The sequence below is a fragment of the Corynebacterium falsenii genome (assembly GCF_020099275.1).
Lineage (GTDB): Bacteria > Actinomycetota > Actinomycetes > Mycobacteriales > Mycobacteriaceae > Corynebacterium > Corynebacterium falsenii.
On the sequence record NZ_CP083646.1, the window covers coordinates 2035927 to 2059629 of the forward strand.

A 23703-nucleotide genomic window follows, 5' to 3' on the forward strand; every position below is an offset into this window, starting at 1 on the left:
ATTCTGAATAGCCGTTCAAAAGAGCGCGCTTCGAAATGCTGCTACCAAAGGCCGCTTCAAAAGGGCGCTTCAAAAGAGCGCCTGGGAAACTCCCCTTACGCAGTCTCTGCGCGGGCGTCGACCTTAACCCAGCTCATCAGGTCGCGCAGCTTCTCACCGGTCTTCTCGATCTGGTGATCGTTGTAGGAAGCGCGCAGCTCCTCCAGCTCCTTGTTGCCGCCCTCAACGTTGGCAACGAGACGCTTGGTGAAGGTGCCGTCCTGAATATCGGACAGGATGTCCTTCATGCGCTTCTTGGTGTCGGCGTCGATGACGCGCGGACCGGAGAGGTAGCCACCGAACTCAGCGGTGTCAGACACGGAGTAGTTCATGTTCTTGATGCCGCCTTCGAACATCAGGTCCACGATCAGCTTCAGCTCATGCAGGCACTCGAAGTAAGCCATCTCCGGCTCGTAGCCAGCCTCAACGAGAACCTCGAAACCGGTCTTGACCAGCTCTTCGGTGCCACCACACAGCACGGCCTGCTCGCCAAACAGATCAGTGACAGTCTCAGCTTCGAAGGTGGTGGGGATAACGCCAGCGCGAGCGCCACCGATGGCTGCGGCGTAGGACAGGGCCAGGTCCTTGCCCTCACCCTTGGGGTCCTGGTCAACAGCAATGAGGCAGGGCACGCCCTTGCCGTCGACGAACTGACGGCGAACCAGGTGACCTGGCCCCTTGGGAGCGACCATACCGATGGTGATGTTCTCGTCGGGCTTGATCAGGTCGAAGTGAATGTTCAGGCCGTGACCGAAGAACAGAGCGTCGCCGTCCTTGAGGTTCGGGGCGATGTCGTTTTCGTAGATGGAGGCCTGGGAGGTATCGGGAGCCAGCAGCATGATGACATCTGCCCACTCGGCGGCCTCAGCGTTGGTCATGACCTTGAAGCCGGCCTCTTCAGCCTTCGGGCGGGACTTGGAGCCCTCGCGCAGGCCGATGGCAACCTCCACGCCGGAGTCGCGCAGGTTCTGAGAGTGCGCGTGCCCCTGGGAGCCGTAGCCGATAACAGCTACCTTGCGGCCCTGGATGATGGACAGGTCTGCGTCTGCGTCGTACAAAACATCAATAGCCATGATGGGTTTCCTCGGTTTCCTTTCGTTGACTGCCTACATTTATAGCAGCTCTAGTTTCAAATAGTGGGACGCGGGTGCCCACATAGTGACACCCCGCATCAAGCACAGTGCAAAAGTGCAGCTAGAAGCGCGTCGGGTACATCGCCTTCGGTCCACGGCTGATCGCCGTCAGCGAGGACTCAACGAGCTCACGGATGCCGAAGGGCTCCATCACATCCAGCAACGCCTGCAGCTTCGACGGCGTACCCGTGCACTCGATGATGAGAGAATCGGGTCCCACATCCACCACGTGCGCGCGGAAGAGCTTCGCGGACTCCACAACCTGGGTTCGGTTCGAGTTGTCCGCCGAGACCTTCACCAGCAACAGGCCACGGGACACAATCGCCTCAGGGTCGTGGCGGGAGACCTTGATCAACGGGATCAGCTTGTTGAGCTGCTTAGTGATCTGCTCGATCGTCTTCTCCTCGGCCTCCACCACGATGGTGATGCGGTTGACGCCCTCCACCTCGGTGCGGCCAGAGCTGATGGAGATGATGTTGAACGCCCGGCGCGTGAACATGCCGGAAATGCGGGAAATGATGCCGTCCACGTCTTCACACAGCACGGACAGGGTTTGGATCTCGGCCATTAGTTCTGCTCTCCCTCTTGAGTGACCTCGTGGATATCTGCCGGGGTCTCCGCTGCGGAGGAGTCCTCGTCGAACAGCGGGCGCAAGTTGCGTGCGTACTGGATCTCTTCGTTGGACGTGCCGGCCGCCACCATGGGCCACACTTGGGCGTCCTCACCGACGATGAAGTCGATGACCACCGGGCGGTCGTTGATTTCCTGAGCCTTGCGGATGGTCGGCTCCACATCCTCTTCCTTGGTGACGCGGAACGCCGCGCAGCCCATGGACTCGGCCAGCATGAGGAAGTCCGGAAGGTACTTCTCACCGGGCTTCAGGTTGGTGTGGGAGTAGCGCTGCTCGTAGAACAGCGTCTGCCACTGCCGCACCATGCCCAGGTTGCCGTTGTTAATCAAGGCGACCTTGATGGGCAGGTTCTCCACCGCGCAGGTCACGAGCTCCTGGTTGGTCATCTGGAAGCAGCCGTCACCGTCGATGGCCCACACGGTCTTGTCGGGCTGACCGGCCTTGGCGCCCATGGCCGCGGGCACGGAGTAACCCATGGTTCCCAGGCCACCGGAGTTCAGCCACGTGCGGGGGTTTTCGTAGTCCACGAACTGCGCTGCCCACATTTGGTGCTGGCCCACACCGGCCACGTAAATGGCCTCCGGTCCTGCGATCCGGGACAGGGTTTCGATGACGAACTGGGGAGCCAGCTTGTCATTAGGCTGCTCCTCGTAACCGCGCGGAAAGTCTTCGCGCAGCTTGTTGAGGTAGTTCAGCCATCCCTTCGTCGCCGGCTTCTTCAGGTCCAGGTTCTCCATCGCGTCCTGCAGTGCGGTAAGCACCTCACGAGCATCGCCAACGATCGGAACATCTGCGTCGCGGATCTTGCCGATCTCCGCAGGATCAATGTCGGCGTGGATGACTTTGGCGTCGGGTGCGAAACTATCCACATGGCCGGTCACCCGGTCATCGAAGCGCGCACCGATGGTGATGAGCAGATCAGAGCGCTGCAGCGCGGCCACGGCCGGAACACTGCCGTGCATGCCGGGCATACCCATGTAGAGCTCGTGGGAGGCCGGGAACGCACCCAGGGCCATGAGCGTCGTCACCACGGGGATGTCGTTGGCTTCGGCGAAGCGCTTGAGCTCCTCATGGGCATCAGCCTTGATCACGCCGCCGCCGATGTACAACGCCGGACGCTTGGCCGCGCTGATCATGCGCACGGCTTCTTCGATCTGGCGCGAGTGAGGCGTGGTGACAGGGCGGTAGCCGGGTAGCTCGTAGGTCGGCGGCCAGACGAAATCCATCTCCTGGTTCTGCACATCCTTGGGGATGTCCACGAGAACCGCACCGGGGCGACCGGTGGATGCCACGTGGAAGGCCTCGGCGATGGCTCCGGGGATATCCTCCGGGCGGGTCACCATGAAGTTGTGCTTGGTGATCGGCATGGTCACGCCGCGGATGTCGGCTTCCTGGAAGGCGTCAGTGCCCAACAGGTTCTTGCCCACCTGGCCGGTGATGGCGACGATCGGCACGGAATCCATGTTGGCGTCGGCAATGGGGGTCACCAAGTTCGTGGCACCCGGGCCGGAGGTGGCGATGCACACGCCCACCCGGCCAGTCACCTGGGCGTAGCCGGTGGCTGCGTGGCCTGCGCCCTGCTCGTGGCGCACGAGCACGTGATTGAGCTTCGTGGAATCGTACAGTGCCTCATAGAGGGGAAGGACAGCTCCGCCAGGCAGGCCGAACACTACGTCGGTGCCGAGTTCTTCCAGGGAGCGAACAACGGCCTGAGCACCGTTAATTCGTTCCGACTTCTTGCCGCGGCTTTGTTGCGCCACTGTGGCTGGGCTGGGTTGCGAGCGTGAAGTGTTCGTCACGTTTTCTTTCGCTCCTTGGTATGAGTTCTGGCAAGAGATGCGGCCCCTCAGGCGTGTGCCTCAGGATCCTGGCTTCAACTATTCAACCGCAAGCGCCCCCGAGTAGCCGACTGGTGGGTCGGTATCCGGGGGCGCCTGAGTTCGAGCTACCGAGGGTGCTAGGGGCGCCCCTCAGTTACGAGTACTCGAATAATGAGGTGTGAAGTCATGCCCATGAGAATATCGGCATCGGGCCACCAAGTCAAGCCATGTGACCACCAATTTCCCAAATAATGACTTTTTTATCTCACCTAGTGGACACTTACCCTTGGCTCTACGAGTGTAAAAACCCAGCCCACCTGCATACACATACCCCATCCTTCGCAAGCTCTCGCCATCTCTCGCCGCCGTCGAGCCGCCACCAATCCACCACCGAGCCACCTCTCCCAGTGAGCTATCAGATTTGTGGTCTACACTCCGCTCTCATGGCTTTCAGTTATTACTTCTTCAGACTGTGGGAGTGGTTCGTCGCCCACGGCATACCCCTCATTGCCCTCACGTTGGTGGCCATCCTCATCCCGAGGATCGGCCGCCTCACCATTCGTATCGTCGCCAACCGCGGCCACGCTGGCGCGGAAGCGAAGAAGGCCCGCCTCGCGCTGGTCGGCGCGATGGTCTACGTCGTACAGATTGTCGCCTATTTCATCGTCATCCTGCTGGCCCTGACGAACCTCGGTGTGCCCGCGATGAGCGCCGCCCTTCCCGCCACCGTGGTCTCCGCCGCCGTTGGTTTCGGCGCGCAGAAGGTGATCCAGGACTTCCTGGCCGGTTTCTTCATCATCTCAGAGCGCCAGTTTGGTGTGGGGGACTACGTGAGCTTCGACGGCACCTCGGGTGACATCGAAGGCACGGTCGTGGCCTTGACCTTGCGCGCCACGAGGATCCGCACTCCCTCGGGCGAGGTCGTGACGGTTCCAAACGGCTCCGCGGGTGTGATTACGAACTTCTCGCAGGATTGGTCGCGCGCCGTGGTGGACTTGGCCATTCCGCTGCAGTCCGGCGAGTCCATGGATGATCTGTTGGAGCGCGTCAACCACACCGCGTCCGAGGCCATCCACGATCCCTCAATCAAGGACGATGTCATCGGCGAGGTCGAGATCCTGCCCGCCACCAAGCTCGTTGCCCCGACCGCCGCTGGCCAGTCGTGGCAGGTGAACTTCCGCACCATGGTCGTGGTGAACCCGGCTCGTCAGTGGGCTGTGGAGCGCGTCATTCGCTCCGCCCTGCTTAACGTGTTCTGGGATCGTTACGATTTGCCCTCGGCCTTCGCTCAAGCCGATTTCGGCGACGCCCAAACGATCGCATCCCCCGGCGCATCCGAAGGTACGAAGACCGGTTCCGCTGGCTCGAAGCACGATTCGGTGAAGCCCAACCAGCAGGATGTCTCCAGCGACGCGCCCACGCAGGTGTTCCAGCGAGCTGATCAGACCTCGAAGTCCACCGGGTCAGCGGATTCTGGAAAGAGCTCGGCCGCAATGGGAGCAGCAGCGGGTGCTGCGGGAGTGGCTGCGGCTGCAGCGGGAGCCAAGGCTGACTCGAAGTCTGATGTAAAGGCTGGGTCCAGCACTAGGGCCAGCGCAGGAGCCGACGCTCAGGACAAGCCGGCGGAAGACGCAGCCGCCGTGGAATCCGCGCCCGACAAGGACGACGGCCCGGGCTCCCCGTCCGACGTCACCGCGCCGGTCGACGCTACCGACGCTACCGCCTCCACTGACTCCACTAACTCCAACGACTCCACCGATGATGACGACATCTGGAACGGCGTGTGGCGTGGAGACACCTACGACTCCAAGTTCAAGAATGCTCTGAGCATCGGTGGTCGTATCCGCCCGTCCACCACGGGCCTCATCCTCGGCCTCATTCTCACGGGCGGCTTGGCACTGGCCTCAAGCAACCCCGAAGGGGCCAGCGCGGGTGTCCTCTCCCCCGATCATTGGCGCGATGACAAACCCGTGGCGACCCAGGAGCACAAGCCCAGTGAGGCGTCGACCACCCCAGAACCGACCAGTGAGCAGGCCCCGGCCACCCAAACACCCACTGATACGAGCGGCACGCAGCAGCCCAGCAACGTACAACAGCCACAGCAAACCACCTCGCCGACCACGAGCCAGCAGCAGCCGCAGCAGGATGAACCGACCCAGCAGCAAGGCTCCCAGCGCCAGCCCAACGCAGCGGGGCGCGGTAATGGTGGGGCGCAGACAGGTACTGGCAGCGCCCAGCCGAGCTCGGCGGCAAGCCAGACCAGCTGACCCAGACCAGCTGGCCCTGACCAGCTAGGGCAACCGAGGGCGGAACGAGGGTGAATTAGATGGGCTCGCGGAGGAACTGATTAAATAGCAATCATGAGCTCTCAGGATTCCGATCCCACACCCCAGCCCTCGCAGCGGCCGGTTCCGCAGGCGTCCGACAGCACCGGACGAACCGTCCTGCGACCCAGCCGAGAGCACATCCTCGGCGGGTTTCTCATGTTCCTCATTTGCCTGATTTTCACGGGTTACAAGGTGGAATGGTTCTTCTGGGTTCCGCTTGTGCCGATCCTCTTCATCGTGTGGGTGCTGCGAGCGCGTACCATCGTGGGCGGCTCTGGGATTGAGGCGAAGTACCTCTTCCGCCGCTCCCAGTCCGTGGCTTGGGACGATTTTCAGTCCATCCGCTTTAGTAAGCGAGGCCGCGCGTTCGCCGCTCGTCAGGATGACACCCAGTTCTGGCTGCCCGGTGTGACGTTTAATTCTCTCGTCGCTTTGCACGAGGCCAGCGACGGCCGCATTCCGGACCCGGTGACCCCGGGACGCATGGCGGCGCAAGACAAGGTTCAGGTTGTTCACAAGGACGGCTACGCCGTGCTGATGGACAAGGACGAATACGCCGAATACGAGGCCGCGCGGCGCCGCGAGGCAGAAGCTGAAGCAGAAGCAGCAGCATCCCAGGACAATTCCAAGAAAGAGCACTAACTTCATGAACGCCATCCCATTGCGATCATCCGTCACCACCCAGGGCCGTAACGCGGCAGGTGCGCGTGCGCTCTGGCGGGCCACGGGCATGTCCGATGACGATTTCGACAAGCCGATCATCGCCATCGCCAACTCCTACACCCAGTTCGTCCCTGGCCACGTCCATCTCAAGGACGTCGGCGAGATCGTGGCAGACGCCGTCCGCGCCGCCGGTGGTGTGCCCCGCGAGTTCAACACCATCGCCGTGGACGATGGCATCGCCATGGGCCACGCCGGCATGCTCTACTCCCTGCCCAGCCGCGAGGTCATCTCCGACGCCGTGGAATACATGGTCAACGGCCATGCCGCCGACGCCCTGGTGTGCATCTCCAACTGCGACAAGATCACCCCCGGCATGCTCAACGCCGCAATGCGGTTGAACATCCCGGTCGTGTTCGTCTCCGGTGGCCCCATGGAAGCCGGTAAGGCCGTGGTGGTCGACGGCGTGGCACAGGCCCCCACCGACCTCATCACCGCCATTTCCGCCTCTGCCTCCGAGGCCGTCAATGCCCAGTCCCTGCTCAAGGTTGAGCAGGCCGCCTGCCCCACCTGCGGTTCGTGCTCCGGCATGTTCACCGCAAACTCCATGAACTGCCTCACCGAGGCCTTGGGTCTGTCCCTGCCGGGCAACGGCAGCACGCTGGCCACCCACGCCGCCCGTCGTGACCTGTTCACCAAGGCCGGCACCACCATCGTGGAGCTGTGCAAGCGCTACTACGGCGAAGGCGATGAATCCGTGCTGCCCCGCAGCATCGCCACCCGCGAAGCCTTCGAGAACGCCATGGCCTTGGACATGGCCATGGGTGGTTCCACCAACACCGTGCTGCACATCCTCGCCGCCGCCCAGGAGGGCGAGGTGGACTTCGGCCTGCACGACATCGACGAGCTGTCCAAGCGCGTTCCGTGCCTGTCGAAGGTCTCCCCGAACTCGGATTACCACATGGAAGACGTCCACCGCGGCGGCGGCATCCCGGCGATCCTCGGCGAGCTGTACCGCGGCGGCAAGCTCAACGAGGGCGTGCACTCCGTGCACTCCGCCACACTGAAGGAATGGCTGCTGCACTGGGACATCCGCTCCGGCGAAGCCAGCGAGGAAGCCATCGAGCTGTTCCACGCCGCTCCCGGCGGAGTCCGCACCACCGAACCCTTCAGCACCGACAACCGCTGGTCGGACCTCGACACGGATGCGGAAAAGGGCGTGATTAGGGACGTCGAGCATGCCTACACCGCAGACGGTGGCCTGGTGATCCTGCGCGGAAACCTCGCCGAAAACGGTGCCGTGATCAAGGCCGCCGGCATCGACGAGGAACTATGGCACTTCGAGGGCAAGGCTCTGGTCGTGGAGTCGCAGGAGGACGCCGTGCGCGTGATCCTGGACAAGAAGGTGCAGCCCGGCGACGTGATCGTTGTGCGCTACGAAGGCCCGTCCGGTGGCCCGGGTATGCAGGAAATGCTGCACCCGACCGCCTTCCTCAAGGGCTCTGGCCTGGGCAAGAAGTGTGCACTGATTACGGATGGGCGCTTCTCCGGCGGATCCTCCGGCATCTCGGTGGGCCACATCTCCCCCGAGGCTGCCCACGGTGGCGCTATCGGCCTGGTCCGCGACGGCGACCCGATCACCATCGACGTGCACAACCGCCGACTGACCCTGGACATCTCCGACGAGGAGCTGGCCGAGCGCCGGGCGGAGATGGAGGCCTCCGAGCGTCCGTGGAAGCCCACCACCCGTCAGCGCAAGGTCACCAAGGCACTGCGCGCCTACGCCGCGATGGCCACCAGCGCGGACAAGGGCGCGGTGCGCCAGGTCGACTACGAGCTCTAGTCAGAGCCGCGAGCCCAGAGCCCTGCACCCTGAGCTCCGAGTCCAAGGCTCCGCGCCTGCCTACAGCAACTCCACCGCCGCCGCGGCGTGGATGCTGTCACTGAGCTGCTCCAGCTGCTGAGATTCCACCTTCCAGCGCTGCCAGTACAGGGGCACGTCCAGGTACTTGCCCTCCATGAGCCACACCAGCAGGCCCCGTTCGATGAGCGGGGCCGCTTGGCGTTCCGGCACCATTCCCCACCCGGTTCCCGCCACCATGGCGGCGGTCAGCGCCTCGAACGAGGGCACCCGCGATTCCCGCCTGTTCTCGTACCGGCGCTCGGGGCTCCTCCCCGGGCCGTGCACGCCCGAATCGAATTCCTCCCAGTGCTCCTCAAGGAAGCTTTCCTCCATGTGGTCCTTCGAGCCAAACCTCGCGGCCGGCAGCGTAGCGAACGTGTGCTCCCCACTATCCAGCAGTGCCGCGACCTTCGGCGCCGCCACCGCTACGTAGCGCTGAATGCCTAAGTATTCGCTCTGGCACCCGGCCACGGGGCTGCCTTCCGTGGTCACGGCCGCCATGCAGTCGCCGCGTCGCAACAGCCGCAGCGAGTGTTTCTCGTCCTCCACGCGGATGTACAGGTCGATGGTGGTCAGGGCTCCCACGTCCGGCAGGATGCGCTGGAACCACGTGCCCAGCGAGTCCGCGTTCACGGCCACGGTCAGCGGCACGGCGCTGAGATTTCCACCTAGGTGCAGCGACGCTTCCCGCTGCAGCAGCTGCATCCTCCGCGCGGTCTGCACGAGGATCTCCCCAGCCGGGGTCGCCGTGGGCGGTGTGCTGCGTCGAATGAGCACACGGCCCGCTTCGGACTCCAGGGTTTTGATGCGTTGACTCACCGCGCTGGGGCTGATGCCCAGGGCGGAGGCGGCGGCGTCGAAGCTTCCAAGATCGACGATGGCGAGGAGCGTGTCCAGGTGTCGGTAGGCCATGAAGCAATTCTAACGTATCTTTAGATCGCTTAGATTGCCTTCATTGAGTGTCAAATTTACGCTAAGACTCATGGAAAATCAGTGGCTACATCTTATGATTCAGGGTTTCGTTCTGTGGATTTCGCTTATGGTTGCGATTGGTCCGCAGAACGCTTTGGTGATTAAGCAAGGCCTGCGCAAACACGCGCTGGCCCCGGTGCTCGCTGTCGTGATGATTAGCGACATCGTGCTCGTGGCACTCGGCATCCTCGGCGTGGGGGCCGTGGTTGAGCGAGCCCCGTGGCTGCTGACTCTGCTGAGGTGGGGCGGCGTGGCGTACCTCCTCTGGTTCGCCTACACCTGTTTCCGCGATGCCCGGTCGCCACAATCCCTCTCTGCGTCCGACGCCCCAACGTACGCAAATGCCCCCGCCTCTTTCGGTGGCACCGATGAGCCCCGGGTGACAGTGAGCGGTGATTACGATTCCACCGGCTCCGGCCAGGTGGCCACGAAGGTGCAGGTATCCTCGCACACCCGACAGGCTGCTGTGTCCGTTACCGGCCCGGTCATGGCGGCGCTGGCGATGAGTTGGTTGAACCCCGGCGCGTACATTGACGGCATCATGCTGGGCAGCGTGGCCAACCAGTTCGGCGACATGGCTATTGCGGTCGGCGCGGGCGCGTTGTGCGCTACTGCGCTGTGGTTCCCAGTTTTGGGCTATGGTGCGCGGGCACTGGCCGGTCCGCTGTCTCGCCCGAAGGTGTGGTCGTGGATCAATATCGGCATCGGTGTGATGATCTTGACTGTTGCGGCGCGCATCGCGTTCGCGATGTAGCACCGTTGACGCTCTCGGATGACCCGGCTTAAGCTTTCCTTAGAAGGCGATTGGCGCGTTGGTTGATAGCTGGCACAGAGTCGGCACAGAGTCGGCACAGAGTCGGCGCGGCGACGGCGACAACGTTGGCGCACAGCCAGCGCAGCCAGCGCAGCCAGCGCAGAGCAGGGCGATCATGACACCAGTGATTGAGGCGCACAGCCTCCACAAATCTTTCGGCGCGGTGCATGCTGTGCGTGGCATTGACCTGACTGTCGAGCGCGGCAGCATCTACGGCCTTATCGGCCCGAATGGCGCTGGCAAGTCCACGGTCCTGCGCATTCTGGTGGATCTCATTCGCCCTGATAGTGGGGAAATATTAGTGCTGGGGAGCGCCCCACAGTCGGCGAGCCCCGCGTTACGTCGACGGATCGGATACCTGCCGGGGGAAGTGCAATTCCACGAGCGCTGCGACGGGCGCTCCCTGCTAGAGCGGTTCGCCAGCATCAGTGGGCGGGTGCCGCCGGGCAGGATCGACGCCCTTGCCGAACGGCTGGACCTGGATCTCGCCCGGCCCGTCCGCTCGCTGTCGAAGGGCAACCGACAGAAGCTGGGCCTGATCCAGGCATTCATGCACTCCCCTGAGCTGCTCATCCTCGACGAGCCGACTAGCGGCTTGGATCCGCTCATGCAGCGTGAATTCATGGGGCTGGTCCGTGAGGCTCAAGATAATGGCCAGACTGTCTTGTTGAGCTCGCACATCCTCGGGGAGGTCCAGTACACGGCGGATGCCGCTGCGGTGCTGGCGCAGGGCTCAATCGTGGCGCACGGTGATGTTGCATCGCTCCGGCTGGCGGGTACGTCTCGGATTCGTGCTGTGGTTGCTGGCGCTGATCCCGAGCAGCTCAGCGTGCAGTTGGAGCAATGCGATGGGCTGTCGGATCTCGTGGTTCGCCGCTTTGGCGCTACGACTGGCACTGCGACTAGCGCGGAGGCGGACCCCTCATCCAACGTCGTACAGGTCTCCGGTCTCCTGCGCGGCGAGCCAGACGCCACCATCAAAGCCCTCGCCAACTACACCATCCGCGATCTTGCCCTCGAGGAGCCGGACCTCGAAGAATCCGTGCTGGAACTCTACGGACATTCGGAGAGCGCATCATGACCACCTTGCCCATCCTCCGCTGGCAGCTGCGCGACGGCATCCGCGGCCTCATCGCCTGGTCACTCGCACTCATCGCTGTCTTATGCGTGTACTTGCCGATCTATCCGAGCATCCACTCTCCCGCCCTAACGGAGATGGTTGACTCCCTCCCCCAGCAGATGTCCGGCTTCTTCGGCATGGATTCCATCGCCACGGGCGCCGGCTACACCCAGGCCACGTTCTTCGGGCTGCTGGGTTACGTGCTCGCCGCCATCGCCTGCATCTCTTGGGGATCCAAGGCTATTGCCGGAGCCGAAGATTCAGGACGGCTAGAGATGATTCTCACCCATGCTGTCGGGCGTGGGCGCTACGCCCTGGAAAGTCTGCTCGCTCTCACCGTGCGCGTTGTCGTTCTGTGCGTCATCGCGGCCACCGCCATCCTGATTCTCAACGGCCCGTCCGATCTCGGCCTCGCGCCGAGTCACATTGTGATCACCACGTGCGTGTGGGGAATGCTAGCGCTGACGTCGGGCATCACGGCCCTGTCCGTCGGCGCCATGACGGGGCGCCCGAGTTGGGCTAACGGTGCCGGCGCCGCGCTCACTGTGGTGTCCTACATATTCGACGCCATCACACGGACCACCACCAACCTCAACTGGTTGTCTTACTTTTCCCCCTACCACTGGGCGTATGGTGATTCCCCGCTGCAGACGGGCAATGCCTGGGGCGGAATGGGTCTGCTGGCGGGCTTGTGCGCAGTACTGTTCGCGCTGGGTTATGCCGCTTTCACCCGGCGCGACGTGTGCTGACACGCCGGGGTGTGTTGGGCATTAGTTGAAGGGGTTGCCGCCGCCGATGGCCAGCCACAGCACCACTGTCGCTGCCACGGCGACGATGGCGAAAATCCACGCCGAGACGAGCGGGCGGGTGTTCCATGCCCGGTTGCGGTCCAGCGAAATGCTTCCGGGACCGGCGAAGATCGTCGCCATTGTGCCGGTGCCGATGAGGACCCACATTTGGATGTAGGGGCTCAGGCCATAGGGCCACAGGGTGCCTTGGTAGTTGTTGAACTCGTTGAGGGTCATAAAGCCCGCCACGACCGCAGCCAAAGCTGCGGCAAATGGTGTGAGCAGGCCAAGGATTAGCAGACCACCGGCGACCACCTCGGCGGCGGGAACCACGACGGCAAGGATCTGCGCGCCGTTGTAGTCCGACCACTGCTGCTGCAGCACGTCAAGCCCCGGATCCCCGCCGAAGGCGAAGAGGGTCTGCAGGCCGCGCACGAGTAGGAGTCCGCCGATAACCAGGCGGAGCAACAGCAATCCGAAGCTCAGCGTGCCGCGCTTGGGCTGTGCCTCCTTTGTGGTGGTCTCTGCTGTTTCGGCTGTCTCCGCGCCATCCGTCTTGACCATCTCCACGTTCTCGGGAGTGGCGCCATTGTCAGCCTTCACACCGTGAGCATCGTCCCCGGCCTTACCGGCTGACTGAGCCGCATTAGCGCGGTCGGCCGTCGCAGCTCCGGCAACACCAGCAGCACCTGCTGCCCCTGCTACGGGGACGGGCTTGGTTTCGTTGCGCTTGAGGAAGGACAGCTCCTCGCGTCCATTATCGGCACCAGACTTCGCACCGGCCGGGTTCCCGGACGCGGATCCGGGCTGGGCTGCCGTGGCAGTGTTGGGGTCGAATGACGGATCGGCACCATTACCACGCCCCGCTGCCGGAATGGGCTTCACTGTACGATCGGCCGGTCCGGTGTCCTTACCAGCTCGCGCACCGGTGCCGCCTGCCGCAGCAACACCTGCTGCACCCGCTGCACCCGCTGCACCCGCCGCGCCTGCGGCACCTGCGGCGGCATCACGGGCTCCATGCTCGTCCTGCGACTCCTTAGGCAGGGCCTCCTTCGGCTGAGGCTTGGCCTGGATGCGCTGAGGCCGCGCACGGCCCAGAACCTCGTAGATGTCGCGCCGCTTAGGCTTGTCACCCTCAGACCCGCCGGACGTCTTGGACTCCCCCGCAGGCTTGCCCACTGTGGCCTTTTCCGTAGGCTTGCCCGCCTTGGGCTCACCCACAGCCTTATTCACCTTGGTGGCCTCGGCAGAGCTGCCAACTTTCTCAACCTTCTGAGCCTTCTGAGCCCTCTCGGCCTTCCCAGCCTTGCCGGGCTTCTCAGACTCGGCAGATTTCTGAGCTGCGCTGGACGATGCAGGCTTTGCAGCCTTATCTGCCTTGCCGAGGTTGGCAGACTTCTCGGCAGCAGACTTCGCAGTTGCCGGCTTCTTATCTACCGGTTGCTTTGCAACGGATTCCTTCTCCGCAGACTTCTTTCCTGCAGAGGTCCTGCCCACATTCCTTTTGCCTACCGGGGCACTCTTCGCAGGCTTGTGGCCTGCAGGCTCCTTCCCTGCTGGCACAGTCCCCTCCGACGCCTCCCGACGGTACACAGGCACGTCAATGTCTGCTGCCTCATCATCGAAAGCCCGGGGGTCAAAGAGTTCATCATCTGACTGGGGTCGGTTTGGCTTCTTTGGAGTATTCACGCACTCCAGCCTATTCCGACTCTCCCTCCGCGCCGCGCACCTCACACGGCATGTCGGCATGTCAGGGGCACAAAAACTCGCATGCACGCCAAGCCACCGCAACACCCAAACTGAGCACCAACGCACGCCATGAAACGACCTCTTCCCGCCCTCACTCCATCCCCCCATCCTTCCCATCTGCTTCACGAATCCCCACACCCAGCGGCACAGACTTTCCCACACCCAGCGGCACGGGCATCTCCTCATCCAGCAACATAGGTAGCAGATATGCAGCCAAATTATGTACCGAAGGGGTACGTTGAGGGCTCAAAAATGTGCATTTCGGGCAATCTTTTCGCTGCACATGTGCTACATAGGGAGATGGGGCTGCACATGCACGAGGCTGGCGATAGACAAGCTCACAAACCACCCCCATGACAGACGCAACGTGAGGTAAAGGCGCCGTCAACGCCCCACCAGACGGAGGCGGCACCGGCAAAACGCCAGGCGAAGGCGACATAGCCACCCAAGGCAGCGCAGCACATGCACATAGTTGATATGTCATCTATAATGGGGTCATTGAGACAACGCAAACGTTGTGGCGTCGGATAAGAGACCGCACCGAGACAAGCAGCACCAAAACACCATCGAGAGGATCTAGCCATGGCCTATGTAGCAGCCGGCTCATTCGAACGCGACATGGACTACATCGACGACCGCGTAGTCGCCAACCCCGAAGGCGAGCGCCAGTGGCCGGTCGAGGCGGGCCGCTACCGACTCGTCGCCGCCCGCGCCTGCCCGTGGGCCCACCGCGCCGTCATCACCCGCCGCCTCCTCGGACTCGACGGTGCTATCAGTCAGGCGCTCTGCGGCCCCACCCACGACTGGAAATCCTGGACCTTCGATCTCTACGAAGGTTCCATCGACCCCGTGTTGAAGATCGGGAAGCTTCGCGACGCCTACATCAAGCGCTACCCCGATTACCCCAAGGGCATCACGGTTCCCACCCTCGTGGAGATCGACAGCGGCATGGCCGTAACCAATGACTTCCAAACACTCGTCAAAGACTTCCAGACGGAATGGGGCGAGTTCCACCGCGACGGCGCCCCGGACCTCTACCCCGCCGAGCAGCGGGACGAGATCGACGCGCTGACCAAGCACATCTTCCACGACGTCAACAACGGCGTGTACAAGGCCGGATTCGCAGGCACGCAAGAGGCCTACGAGGACGCATTCCATACCCTGTTCGCGACCCTCGACGAGCTCGAAGAGCGCCTCGCCGACCGGCGGTACCTCATGGGCGATCGCATCACGTTTGCCGATGTATTCCTCTACCCCACCCTGATCAGGTTCGACATGGTGTACCACAACCACTTCAAGTGCAACCGGAACAAAATCTCCGAGATGCCGAACCTGTGGGGTTACCTGCGCGACCTGTTCCAGACACCGGGGTTCGGCGACACCACCAACTTCCAGCAGATCAAGGACCACTACTTCCTGGTTCACCAGGACATCAACCCGACCGGCGTGGTGCCCGTGGGTCCGGATCCCGCAATCTTCCGTACCGAGCACGGCCGCGAAAAGCTGGGCGGCAGCCCCTTCGGGGCGGGCACGGCGCCCGGGCCGATTCGCCCGGAGGATACCGTGACGGGCGATTGTGTGACGGAAGATGCCGTGGCGGGCGATTCCGTGACAGGCGATTCCGCCACAGGTGACGAACAGTCCGCTGACTAACCCCGCCAGGTGGAATACAGCGTGGCGTAGGCACCGCCGCGTTCCATGAGCTCGTCGTGGGTGCCGTCCTCGACGATCCGACCGGCCTCCATCACGAGGATCCTATCGGCGCTCACCGCCTGGTCGAGCCGGTGCGCCACCACCAAGCTGGTGCGACCCTTCGTGGCCTCCTGGGCTGCGGCTTCGAGCGCCTTGGCGTCGTCGCTGCCAGCTTCCGCGGTGGCTTCGTCCAAGATGAGCACCTGCGGGTCGCGCAGGAACACTCGTGCCAGCGAGATCTGCTGCGCTACCTCGGGTGGGAGTTCGGGGGCTCCCGCACCGATGCGTGTGTCTAACCCGTCCGGGAAGTTGCGCTGCCACGCCGCCGAGTCCGGGTGCAGCCCGGCCCTTGTCAGCGCCTCAAGCAGCTGCGCATCGCTGGCCGCGGCATCGGCCATGAGCAAGTCTTCGCGTAACGGGCCGGCGAAGAGGTGCACCTCCTGGCTCAGGAGAGTCACCGTGGCAGTGGTCCAGGTGTTGGGCACTTCGGTGACGTCCACATCGTCGATGTAGATATGCCCCTCCACGGGCTCCAGCATGCCCGCGATGAGGCCCGCCACAGTGGACTTGCCCGCGCCGGAGGTACCGACCATCGCGGTGGTGGTCCCCGGCGCCACGTCCAGCGTGAACTCCGGGATCACATCCGCCCCGCCGGGGTAAGCGAAGCGCACCTTGTCCATGCGAATCCTCGGCGGCGCTGTGATCTGCGTTGCGGGATCGCGGCGCCAGGAGGATCCCTCGTTGATCTTTGCCAGCGCCACCGCGCGACCCAGTCCCACCGCAGCCTCCTGCAGTTGGCCTGCGAAAAACAGCACGTTGAACACGTGAATCTCCAGCCGCACGACCAGCACCGTGGCGGCGGTGGCGGCACCGGCATCGACGTACCCGGCCCGCACCATCCATGTGGCGAACAGCAGCGTGCCGATGAGCAGAATGCCGTACCCCACCTGGCCCGCGCCCATGAGCCGCACGAAGATCGGGCGTTGCTGAGCCGTAGCGCGGACGGTGTTCCACGAGCTCTTTTCCAGCCGCTTCTCCGCCCACGGCCCCAGCTTCAGCGCCTGGAGGGTGGGCAGGCCCCGGATGGTGTCCAGCGTCATGTTGTTGCGCTGCGCTTCTGCGGAGTTGATGAGGTTCGTGGCGGTCGGCAGTTCCCGCAGCACGCGCCGCACCGCCGGAGCCAGGGCCAGCGTGACCGCCACGAACACACCCACGAACCGCCAGTCGATGAGCACCATCGAGACCAGCGTGAACGGGAACATCAGCGCGGTGATCACCACGCGCACGCCGGTGGTGCTGATGGTGCGCACCACCCGGTCAATGTCGCCGGTCAGGCGGGTGATGACGTTGCCCGAGCCCAGCCGCACGATCTCCGGCACCGGCGCGTGCAGGACCGCGTAGAGGGCGCGGCGGCGCAGGTCCACGCTGAGCATGCGCGATTTCGCCACGATGAGGAACCCGGCCACCGACCGGCCCGCCGCCTCCACGAGCAGCGCCACGGCCACGAGCACGAGCAGCACCACGAAGGCACCCATTCCCCCACCGATCACCGGCAGCGACCCGCCGTTCATGAGGTTCACGGAGAATCCGAGCAGATTGGAGGAAGCCATCATGGCCACGAGCGTTGCCGCAAACGTCACCGCGCACGCCAGGTACCAGCGCGGTTGTGGTTTCGTCGGCAGCTCCGTGAGGTAGCCAAACGCCTCGCCCAGCGGCACCGGCGGCAGGTGATCCGCGGTAAGCTGCTCGGCCTCAGCCTGCGTGTTTGTGCGACTCATAGGGTCACCACCTTGTCAGCTTGCGCGGCCCATGCCGGGGATGTTGTGATCACGATTGTCTTTTTGTCTCGACGCCACCGCGCCACGTTGTCAGCGACTCGGGTGAGTGTCACGGCGTCGAGCCCAGTGGTGGGCTCGTCGAGGATGAGCACGGGAGCTTCAGTAGCCAGGGCTCGCGCTAGGGCCACGCGTTGGCGCTGGCCTCCGGAGAGCGTGAGGCCACTCTCCCCCACGAGCCCGTCGAGTCCGCCGAGCCGGGCGACGATGTCGGAGCATTGCGCGGCCTCGAGGATGCCCTCGACTGTCCCCTGAGCACTACCAGCACTGCCTTCAGCGCTGCCCGGCGCCCCCAAGGGCCAGATGTTGTCCGCCAGCATGCCCTCGAACACCGCCACGCGGTGCGGCACGGCAATCACTCCGTCGCGGGCGGCGAGGTGTTGGGTCCACTGTTGAGTCTTGTGGTGGCCCTCAGCCGAGTGCGTGACCCACACATTCAACCCCGGAACCACCTCCGGGGCACCAGGGGTGGCCTGGGGATCGGGGTGGCTGGTGGCGTCGGAGTCGGTCGGATCCTCGATAGCGGACAGCAATGCGAGCATGCGACGGGCCGCGGTGGTGCCGCGCGCCCAGAAGTCCGTGAGCAGGCCCAGGGAGATGCCCATGACCGTGAGGCCGGGCGGGACGAGCAGGGCCGCGCTGAGGAATTGGCCAGGGGTGATCTGGCCGTTGAAGGCCCACACGCCGGTGATGACCATGATGAGCACCGTAAAGGCGGTGGGCACGAGCTGGCGGACGAAGGTGAGGAATTGGGTGATGCGGGCGTCGCGGATCATGACGCTCAGGGCGTCATCGGCGGCGGCATCGAAGCGGCGCTTAGTGGTCTCGATGGCGCCGAGACCCTTGAGGACGCGGGCTCCTTGGGCGGCGTCGGTGGCCAGCGACACGGTAATGGCCTCGCGCTTGCGGCGCTGTGCCGACACCCGAGCGATGGGTTTGGCGGTGGCCGCCGATGCCAGCGCGGTACACACAGCGCCGAGGATGAGCAGCGCACTGACCAGCGGCGATAGCTCCCACAACACCACCGACGAGCTCACCACGAAACCGGCCATGACCAGCGGGAAATCGAAGAGGAATTTCAACTGGCCGAGCTGGTTGGAGTCCTCATCGACGGTGCTGAGGACTTCGCCGGAGTTGAGGTTGGCGTTGCTGCCGAGCAGGCGGCGGACGGTGAACAGGCGCAAGTCGTGGATGGTGCGCTGCTCGCCGAGGAACAGGAGCGACTCGGCGGTGATGCTGCCGAGCCAGGAGATGAAGAATAGGCCGACGAGCAGCAGGCATGCGATCACCACGGCGCCGATCGCGCCGTCACCGAAAGCGGCGTCCGAGGCGCGACCGACGACCTGGGCCACGACGGCCCCCGCGGCGGCGTCCGCAAGCGAACCGATGATCGCGCACGTCACCGCGAGGCGGTGGGAGAACGTGGCATCGAGCGCCAAGCGGCGCGGAGACTTCCACCGCTGCGGCCGCAGGGAATCGCTGCCGCTGGGTGGGGTGTCCGGGGCAAACCAGGACCAGGTATTCACAAAAAACTCCTCGAGCAGAACCCCGCTGCTCGGGGATTTTCTGCTGGTTTAGCTCAGCTTTTTGGCGATGAGCTGGTTGACTTGGGCGGGATCGGCCTTGCCCTTGGTGGCCTTCATGACCGCGCCGACGATGGCGCCGGTGACCTTCTTGTTGCCCGCGCGGTACTTCTCCACAATGTCGGGGTTGGCGGCGAGGGCATCGTCCACGGCCTTTTCGATGGCGCCGTCATCACGAACGACCTCGAGGCCGCGGTCGGCGACGACCTTGTCCACATCGCCTTCACCTGCGAGCACACCATCGACGGCCTGGCGGGCCAGCTTGTTGGTGAGCTTGCCCTCGCTGACCAGCTCGGCCACGCGAGCGACCTGCTGCGGGGTGATGCTCAGACCCTCGAGGTCCACGCCCTCCTGGTTGGCCTTCTGCGCAAGGTAGGCAACCCACCACGAGCGGGCTTCGGCCGGCGAGGCGCCGGCCTCGACGGTCTCCACGATGAGGTCGAGCGCGCCAGCGTTGACGAGGTCGCGCATCTCCTCATCCTTGAGGTCCCATTCCTTCTGGATGCGGGCGCGGCGGATCCACGGCATTTCCGGCAGGGTCGCGCGGATCTCCTCCACCCATTCCTCCGGCGCCAGCACGGCGGGCAGGTCCGGGTCGTTGAAGTAGCGGTAATCCGCCATGGTCTCCTTGGGACGCCCCTTGGAGGTGGTGCCGTCTGCCTCCTGGTAGTGACGGGTTTCCTGGACGATCTCCACGTCGTTGACGAGGCAGGCGGCCTGGCGCTGCATCTCGAAACGCACGGCCTGCTCCACGGACTTCAACGAGTTAATGTTCTTCGTCTCGGTGCGGGTGCCGTACTCGGTGGTGCCCTTGGGCATGAGAGACAGGTTGGAGTCCACGCGCATGGACCCCTGGTCCATGCGGGCATCGGACACGCCTAGGGCCTTGACCAGGTCACGCAGGGCGGACACGTAAGCTTTCGCCACCTCCGGTGCACGCTCGCCAGCGCCCTCGATGGGCTTGGTCACGATCTCGATGAGCGGCACACCGGCGCGGTTGCAGTCCACCAAGGAGCTGGTGGCGCCGTGGATGCGGCCCGTAGCGCCACCGATGTGGGTGAGCTTGCCCGTGTCCTCCTCCATGTGTGCGCGCTCGATCTCCACGCGCCACTCGGTGCCGTCCTCAAGGACAACGTCCAGGTAGCCGTCGTACGCAATGGGTTCGTCGTACTGACTGATCTGGTAGTTTTTCGGCTGATCCGGGTAAAAGTAGTTCTTCCGGGCGAAGCGGGAGAACGGAGCGATCTTGCAGTTCAGCGCCAGTCCGATCTTGATGGCCCACTCCACGCCCTGCTTGTTCACCACGGGAAGGGCACCGGGCAGCCCCAGGCTGCAGGGATCAACGTGCGAGTTCGGCTCCGCGCCGAAGTGCGCAGAGGACGTGGAGAACATCTTGGTCTTCGTGGCCAACTCCACGTGGACCTCCATGCCCATGACGGGCTCGAAGCGCTCCAGCACTTCGTCGAAGTCCATTACATCATCCGAGTAGTCATACACTGGGGCAGTCATGCGCACCATACTAGTACGCCACCGAGACAACGGTGCGTTGCGGGCTTAGTTGCGTCTTTGGTTGCGGGCTTACTTCTTTCCCGCCCTCGCGTCCGACAACCGGCACGCCGCCGCCAGCATCGCGCCGGAGAGGTTGTGCCACACCGAGAACACAGCGCCCGGCAACGCCGCCAGCGGACTGATGTGCGCCATCGCCAACGTGCTGGCCAAACCCGAGTTCTGCATACCGACCTCCACAGCCATCGTGCGCCGGACCGGCACAGGCTGACCGGTCACGCGGCCGGTGAGGTATCCCAGCAGGTAGCCCAAGGTGTTGTGCAGGATCACCGCCAGCAGCACAATGCCACCGGCCTTGACGATATTGTCACGCGATCCTCCCACGACCACTGCCACGATGGTCGAGATGGCAATGACGGATATCCAGGGCAGGGCGGGCGTAATGACGTCGACAATAGAGGGCAACAACAGCCGAACCAGGAGGCCGGCGACAACCGGAACGAGCACCACCTTGACGATGGACAGTGCCATCGCGGACACCGACACCTCCATGAGCTCGCCGGCCAACCACAAGGTCAGCGCCGGGGTGATCAGTGGCGCCAACAGGGTGGAGATGGAGGTCATGGTGACGGATAGGGCGACGTCGCCACGCGCCAAATAACTCACGACATTCGATGCGGTACCGCCGGGTGAACAGCCCACGAGGATCACACCCACGGCGATCTCGTTGGGCAGGTCGAGCGCGACAACCACAAGGAGCGCGAGCAGGGGCATGATGACGAACTGCGCGACCACGCCGATGATCACCGGCAGGGGGCGCTTGGCAACGAGGGCGAAGTCGTGGGGCTTGAGAGTCAGGCCCATGCCGAACATGATCACGCCGAGCAGCGGGGTCACCCACGACGAGATCGAGGTGACGGCGGATGGGGCCGCGAAACCGATGAGGCCGCCGAGGAGAACAAGGAGGGGGAAGCCGAGCGAGGCGATGAGGGCCTGCCGGTCTGTGGTGGAGTCTGGGTTTGGGGTTGGGTCTTCAGTGGGGGTGGAGTCTTGAGCCGTCATGGGGCTATCTTATTGCGACGCCACTACGGGCACCGGGGTGGCCTGTAGGCTGGCAGGCACACGACGGGCCGTGGAAGACTACTCGGCCGCGATGAGCACCGGGAGGCGCACGAGCGAATGGCTACAGACAACGCCGCAAACAACTCCGACGACGCAACCAACCAGCAGGAACAGGGCGGCCAGCAGGAACAGCAGTGGCAGCTCACGCCCAACAGCGTGGACGCGGACCTTGTCAACGGCCCCTTGCTCAACGTGGTGCTCATGGAGAAACTCCCGCAGAAGGAGCAGATCGCTGAGATCCTGCGCAACTCTTGCGGTCACCGACTCGGCGAGATCCAGGATAATCCTTCCGGCGGAGTGACCTGCGAGATCGACGGTAACCACCTCATCAGCATCATGCTGACGGACACTCCCCCACAGGACCCCGAGAACATGTACCGGCTGCACCCGATTCAAACGGGTGACCGCTCGGTCGTTGACGATGTGCAGGCTCAAATGATGGTGGCCCTGCTGCCCAATGAGGAATGTCTTGAGCTGGAGAAGAAGTTCCGCCAGCCCCGCATGGCGGCGTGCGTGCTGCACTCTCAGCTCACGGCAGCCCTGGCCACTCTTGAGGGCGCGAAGGCCGTACATTCCACGGCCACGGATGTGACCTTTGCGGCGCAGTTCTTCCACGAGGCCGTGAGCAACAACGAATACGTGATGTCGCTGTGCTCGGCGTGGGTGATGATCGAGGATTTTCAGGGCTCTGAGGATACTGGGGACTCCGGGGAGTCTGAAGCCGCAAGCGGCTCTGTGGCCAACGCCTGCACCATGGGCCTGCTGTCACTGGGCCACCCGGAGATTACCGTGGAAAAATCCACGATGGATCCGACGGAGCTGTACCACCTGGTGCTGAGCGTGGCGAACTACATCATTCACGGGGAAACGATGCAGCCGGGTGACACCCTCGGTCTCGCGGAGGGTGGTCCCTCCATCTCGATCGTCGAAGGCTCTCACCCGGCTGGGGACGATATCCCGGCACTGCGGCTGGAGATTTCGGAGAGCTAGCCTGCGCACACTGGCGCTAGCCAGTGCTAGCCAGTGCTAGCCAGTGCTAGCCAGTGCTAGCCAGCGCGAACTAGTGCGGAGCTAGTTCGGCATCAGCACCGTGTCGATGAGGTACACGGTGGCGTTCTTGGTCTTGATACCACCGCACGCCACCTTGGAATCGTTGACCATGATGTGGCTGCCGGATTCCTTCACCGTCACGTCCTTGCCGTTAACGGTGGTGTGGGTGCCGATCGCATCAGCCGGGGCAGCCTGCCCCTTAACGACGTGGTAAGTCAGGATGGACTTCAGCAACTCCGGGTCCTGCTTCAGCTTGTCGACCGTGGCGGCGTCGAGCTTGGAGAAAGCATCGTCGGTGGGCGCGAAGACGGTCCACTCGCCATCCTTGAGAACGGGCACCAGATCAACCTCGGGGTTGAGCTTGCCGCTGAGGGCCTGCGCGAGGGTAGACAGCTCGGGGACGTTGCCCACGGCCTCCACGATGTTCTGGTTCTTCAGCTCTGCAACGGATGCGGGGCCGTCCGGGTGGGCGTCGGCGTAGGCGGCGCAACCCGGGCCGACGAGGTCTTCGCCCTTGTCGTTGGACATAGCGTCGGTGGCTTCGGAGGCACCAGAAGCCGCTGCGGAGGTCGCTTCGGATGCGGCGGAGCCGGCGGCGGATGTGGCGGACGAGACATCCGCGCTGTTGTCGTCGGAGCATGCGGCCAGCCCCAGGGAGAGGGTGGCGATGCCCGCGAGGGCGGCGGTCTTCAGGGTGATTCCACGGGTGGTCATGGTGGTGAGGCCTCCTTGGCATCAATGGTCGGCTGACCGTCTGAATTGTTGTGGTCTGGGGTGTCGTGGGAACCCCTTCATGGCTACATTCGGTGCGGCGGGTTGAGTGGTTGGGTGGGGTGGCGAAATTTTTTCGCCGTACTCCCCGCTGCACACCCCGCGCCCTACCCCGCAGCGCCATCACCCCCACCCCTCCAGCGCAAAAGTTTCACTGCCCGTGCACGTTTCTGGTTCAATGGGGTCAC

18 protein-coding genes are annotated in these 23703 nt (G+C 63.9%); 8 read left to right on the plus strand and 10 right to left on the minus strand.

What is annotated here, in order from left to right:
* Window positions 1–95 precede the first annotated feature (95 nt).
* The 3 genes from ilvC to LA343_RS08930 form a co-directional block, all read right to left on the minus strand.
* Window positions 96–1112 carry a ketol-acid reductoisomerase gene (ilvC, locus tag LA343_RS08920; RefSeq protein ID WP_025402983.1) on the minus strand — a complete coding sequence of 339 codons (1017 nt, stop codon included), beginning with the start codon at window positions 1110–1112 and terminating at the stop codon, window positions 96–98.
* A 121-nt stretch (window positions 1113–1233) separates the two neighbouring features.
* Complete coding sequence (gene ilvN / locus LA343_RS08925) at window positions 1234–1740, minus strand: acetolactate synthase small subunit (RefSeq protein WP_025402984.1); 507 nt, start codon at window positions 1738–1740, stop codon at window positions 1234–1236.
* Complete coding sequence (locus LA343_RS08930) at window positions 1740–3602, minus strand: acetolactate synthase large subunit (RefSeq protein ID WP_025402985.1); 1863 nt, start codon at window positions 3600–3602, stop codon at window positions 1740–1742. Before LA343_RS08930 ends, ilvN begins: the two co-directional genes overlap by 1 nt.
* Window positions 3603–4066: 464 nt before the next feature.
* On the opposite strand from LA343_RS08930, the gene LA343_RS08935 reads away from it, so the two are divergent.
* The 3 genes from LA343_RS08935 to ilvD all read left to right on the plus strand — a co-directional run bounded on the left by LA343_RS08935 (window position 4067) and on the right by ilvD (window position 8453).
* Window positions 4067–5890 (plus strand): mechanosensitive ion channel family protein, encoded by a 1824-nt coding sequence (locus LA343_RS08935; protein ID WP_025402986.1) that lies wholly within the window; start codon window positions 4067–4069, stop codon window positions 5888–5890.
* A gap of 93 nt (window positions 5891–5983) precedes the next feature.
* A complete protein-coding gene (locus LA343_RS08940) occupies window positions 5984–6592 on the plus strand; it encodes a PH domain-containing protein (protein ID WP_025402987.1) in 609 nt (202 codons plus the stop codon).
* 4 nt (window positions 6593–6596) lie between these two features.
* On the plus strand, window positions 6597–8453 hold the full coding sequence (ilvD, locus tag LA343_RS08945; RefSeq protein ID WP_039910941.1) for a dihydroxy-acid dehydratase: 1857 nt from the start codon (window positions 6597–6599) through the stop codon (window positions 8451–8453).
* Window positions 8454–8513: 60 nt separating this feature from the next.
* On the opposite strand, the gene LA343_RS08950 is transcribed toward ilvD, so the two are convergent.
* Window positions 8514–9425 carry an ArgP/LysG family DNA-binding transcriptional regulator gene (locus LA343_RS08950; protein WP_025402989.1) on the minus strand — a complete coding sequence of 304 codons (912 nt, stop codon included), beginning with the start codon at window positions 9423–9425 and terminating at the stop codon, window positions 8514–8516.
* Between the two features lie 127 nt (window positions 9426–9552).
* On the opposite strand from LA343_RS08950, the gene LA343_RS08955 reads away from it, so the two are divergent.
* The 3 genes from LA343_RS08955 (at window position 9553) to LA343_RS08965 (ending at window position 12168) form a co-directional block, all read left to right on the plus strand.
* Complete coding sequence (locus LA343_RS08955) at window positions 9553–10239, plus strand: LysE/ArgO family amino acid transporter (RefSeq protein WP_224209148.1); 687 nt, start codon at window positions 9553–9555, stop codon at window positions 10237–10239.
* Between the two features lie 175 nt (window positions 10240–10414).
* Window positions 10415–11380, plus strand: a complete 966-nt coding sequence (locus tag LA343_RS08960; protein WP_025402991.1) for an ABC transporter ATP-binding protein — start codon at window positions 10415–10417, stop codon at window positions 11378–11380.
* Window positions 11377–12168 (plus strand): ABC transporter permease subunit, encoded by a 792-nt coding sequence (locus tag LA343_RS08965; protein ID WP_039910942.1) that lies wholly within the window; start codon window positions 11377–11379, stop codon window positions 12166–12168. The genes LA343_RS08960 and LA343_RS08965 overlap by 4 nt, the downstream gene beginning before the upstream one ends.
* Window positions 12169–12189: 21 nt before the next feature.
* Here LA343_RS08965 and LA343_RS08970 read toward each other — a convergent pair whose 3' ends face one another.
* On the minus strand, window positions 12190–13704 hold the full coding sequence (locus LA343_RS08970; RefSeq protein WP_025402993.1) for a DoxX family membrane protein: 1515 nt from the start codon (window positions 13702–13704) through the stop codon (window positions 12190–12192).
* Window positions 13705–14538: 834 nt separating this feature from the next.
* Between LA343_RS08970 and LA343_RS08975 the strand changes: the two genes are divergently transcribed.
* Window positions 14539–15609, plus strand: coding sequence for a glutathione S-transferase family protein (locus tag LA343_RS08975; RefSeq protein ID WP_025402994.1), 1071 nt, complete (start codon window positions 14539–14541; stop codon window positions 15607–15609).
* Here the strand turns inward: LA343_RS08975 and LA343_RS08980 are convergent.
* The 4 genes from LA343_RS08980 to LA343_RS09000 form a co-directional block, all read right to left on the minus strand.
* A complete protein-coding gene (locus tag LA343_RS08980) occupies window positions 15606–17426 on the minus strand; it encodes an ABC transporter ATP-binding protein (protein ID WP_025402995.1) in 1821 nt (606 codons plus the stop codon). The two genes, LA343_RS08975 and LA343_RS08980, sit on opposite strands and share 4 nt — an antisense overlap.
* On the minus strand, window positions 17423–19009 hold the full coding sequence (locus LA343_RS11790; protein WP_025402996.1) for an ABC transporter transmembrane domain-containing protein: 1587 nt from the start codon (window positions 19007–19009) through the stop codon (window positions 17423–17425). The genes LA343_RS08980 and LA343_RS11790 overlap by 4 nt, the downstream gene beginning before the upstream one ends.
* A gap of 48 nt (window positions 19010–19057) precedes the next feature.
* Complete coding sequence (gene gatB / locus LA343_RS08995; protein WP_025402997.1) at window positions 19058–20575, minus strand: Asp-tRNA(Asn)/Glu-tRNA(Gln) amidotransferase subunit GatB; 1518 nt, start codon at window positions 20573–20575, stop codon at window positions 19058–19060.
* A gap of 69 nt (window positions 20576–20644) precedes the next feature.
* Window positions 20645–21634 (minus strand): bile acid:sodium symporter, encoded by a 990-nt coding sequence (locus tag LA343_RS09000; RefSeq protein WP_025402998.1) that lies wholly within the window; start codon window positions 21632–21634, stop codon window positions 20645–20647.
* A gap of 117 nt (window positions 21635–21751) precedes the next feature.
* On the opposite strand from LA343_RS09000, the gene LA343_RS09005 reads away from it, so the two are divergent.
* Window positions 21752–22684, plus strand: a complete 933-nt coding sequence (locus LA343_RS09005; RefSeq protein ID WP_025402999.1) for a DUF4261 domain-containing protein — start codon at window positions 21752–21754, stop codon at window positions 22682–22684.
* A gap of 81 nt (window positions 22685–22765) precedes the next feature.
* Here LA343_RS09005 and LA343_RS09010 read toward each other — a convergent pair whose 3' ends face one another.
* Window positions 22766–23458 (minus strand): fasciclin domain-containing protein, encoded by a 693-nt coding sequence (locus LA343_RS09010; RefSeq protein WP_025403000.1) that lies wholly within the window; start codon window positions 23456–23458, stop codon window positions 22766–22768.
* Window positions 23459–23703 lie beyond the last annotated feature (245 nt).

Bases quoted from the DNA above. Each gene is read 5' to 3' on its own strand.
- ilvC (WP_025402983.1), bottom strand. From the start codon at position 1,112: ATGGCTATTGATGTTTTGTACGACGCAGACGCAGACCTGTCCATCATC.
- ilvN (WP_025402984.1), bottom strand. From the start codon at position 1,740: ATGGCCGAGATCCAAACCCTGTCCGTGCTGTGTGAAGACGTGGACGGC.
- LA343_RS08935 (WP_025402986.1), top strand. From the start codon at position 4,067: ATGGCTTTCAGTTATTACTTCTTCAGACTGTGGGAGTGGTTCGTCGCC.
- LA343_RS08940 (WP_025402987.1), top strand. From the start codon at position 5,984: ATGAGCTCTCAGGATTCCGATCCCACACCCCAGCCCTCGCAGCGGCCG.
- ilvD (WP_039910941.1), top strand. From the start codon at position 6,597: ATGAACGCCATCCCATTGCGATCATCCGTCACCACCCAGGGCCGTAAC.
- LA343_RS08950 (WP_025402989.1), bottom strand. From the start codon at position 9,425: ATGGCCTACCGACACCTGGACACGCTCCTCGCCATCGTCGATCTTGGA.
- LA343_RS08955 (WP_224209148.1), top strand. From the start codon at position 9,553: ATGGTTGCGATTGGTCCGCAGAACGCTTTGGTGATTAAGCAAGGCCTG.
- LA343_RS08960 (WP_025402991.1), top strand. From the start codon at position 10,415: ATGACACCAGTGATTGAGGCGCACAGCCTCCACAAATCTTTCGGCGCG.
- LA343_RS08965 (WP_039910942.1), top strand. From the start codon at position 11,377: ATGACCACCTTGCCCATCCTCCGCTGGCAGCTGCGCGACGGCATCCGC.
- LA343_RS08975 (WP_025402994.1), top strand. From the start codon at position 14,539: ATGGCCTATGTAGCAGCCGGCTCATTCGAACGCGACATGGACTACATC.
- LA343_RS08980 (WP_025402995.1), bottom strand. From the start codon at position 17,426: ATGAGTCGCACAAACACGCAGGCTGAGGCCGAGCAGCTTACCGCGGAT.
- gatB (WP_025402997.1), bottom strand. From the start codon at position 20,575: ATGACTGCCCCAGTGTATGACTACTCGGATGATGTAATGGACTTCGAC.
- LA343_RS09000 (WP_025402998.1), bottom strand. From the start codon at position 21,634: ATGACGGCTCAAGACTCCACCCCCACTGAAGACCCAACCCCAAACCCA.
- LA343_RS09005 (WP_025402999.1), top strand. From the start codon at position 21,752: ATGGCTACAGACAACGCCGCAAACAACTCCGACGACGCAACCAACCAG.
- LA343_RS09010 (WP_025403000.1), bottom strand. From the start codon at position 23,458: ATGACCACCCGTGGAATCACCCTGAAGACCGCCGCCCTCGCGGGCATC.